Below are 930 nucleotides of genomic sequence, written 5' to 3'. Positions count from 1 at the left end.
CACCAGCGGTTCGCGCAAAAGTAGCTTTACGCTGACGTTTGAGGGTATCCCCTACAGTGAAACCGTCTGTTATCGTCCGGCACTGCTCAATCGCCCGGTGATATCCGGCTCGCTGCCTGCCCGGGTGGAAAGCACACAGAAAGGCGACACCTGTTCCTGGCTCGATCCGGATGGGCGTTACCGGGTAAAACTGGACTTTGACCGCAGCAGTTCTGAACAGGGCTATGCCTGTGTGTGGCTGCGACTGGCTAAACCCTATGCCGGTGATACCTACGGATTCCACTCCCCGCTTATCGACGGAACGGAAGTGGCCGTCGTTTTTGACGGCGGAGATCCGGATCGTCCCTACATCGCCTATGCCCTGCATGATTCAGAACATCCGGACCCTGTCACCAGTGACAATCATACGCGGAACGTCTGGCGTACCCCGGCGAACAATAAGCTGCGAATGGAAGACAAGCGGGGCGAGGAGCATATCAAGCTCGCGACGGAGTACGGCAAAACGCAGCTGAACATGGGGCACCTGGTCAATGGCCAGCGTGAAAAACGCGGGGCCGGTTTTGAACTGCGAACGGATGAGCATGGCGCGGTTCGTGCGGCAAAAGGGCTGTTCCTGACGGCGGATGCCCAGGCCAAAGCCCGGGGCCCGGTGCTGGAAATGGCCCCTGCCATCAACCAGATTAACCAGGCCAACAGCCAGATGCAGGCGCTGAACAGCGCAGCTGAAGCCGCCGGAGCCCTGGTCTGCGACATCAATACCCAGATTAATTTTGTGACCGACAAAATCAAAGACCTCCAGTCTTCGGTCCTGCTGGGTAGTGCTCCGCAGGGAGTGGCACTGACCTCAGGAGAACATCTTCAGCTCAGCAGCACCCGCAATACCATGATCAATGCCGGTCAACATCTTGATATCGGTGCGATGAAAAATCT

The 930-nt window shown here is 57.4% G+C and carries 1 protein-coding gene; it reads left to right on the top strand.

The genetic code is table 11. The annotated features are described in order from the left end of the window. Positions 1 to 930 (top strand): type VI secretion system tip protein VgrG (gene vgrG, locus L2I46_RS29210; RefSeq protein WP_236948418.1); only part of this gene is annotated, 930 nt, incomplete at both ends.

Source organism: Klebsiella sp. 2019SCSN059, from assembly GCF_021739525.1.
Taxonomy (GTDB): Bacteria; Pseudomonadota; Gammaproteobacteria; order Enterobacterales; family Enterobacteriaceae; genus Klebsiella; species Klebsiella quasipneumoniae.
The sequence above is the reverse complement of the archived record's forward strand: the minus strand, read 5'-3'. Positions and strand labels throughout refer to the sequence as shown.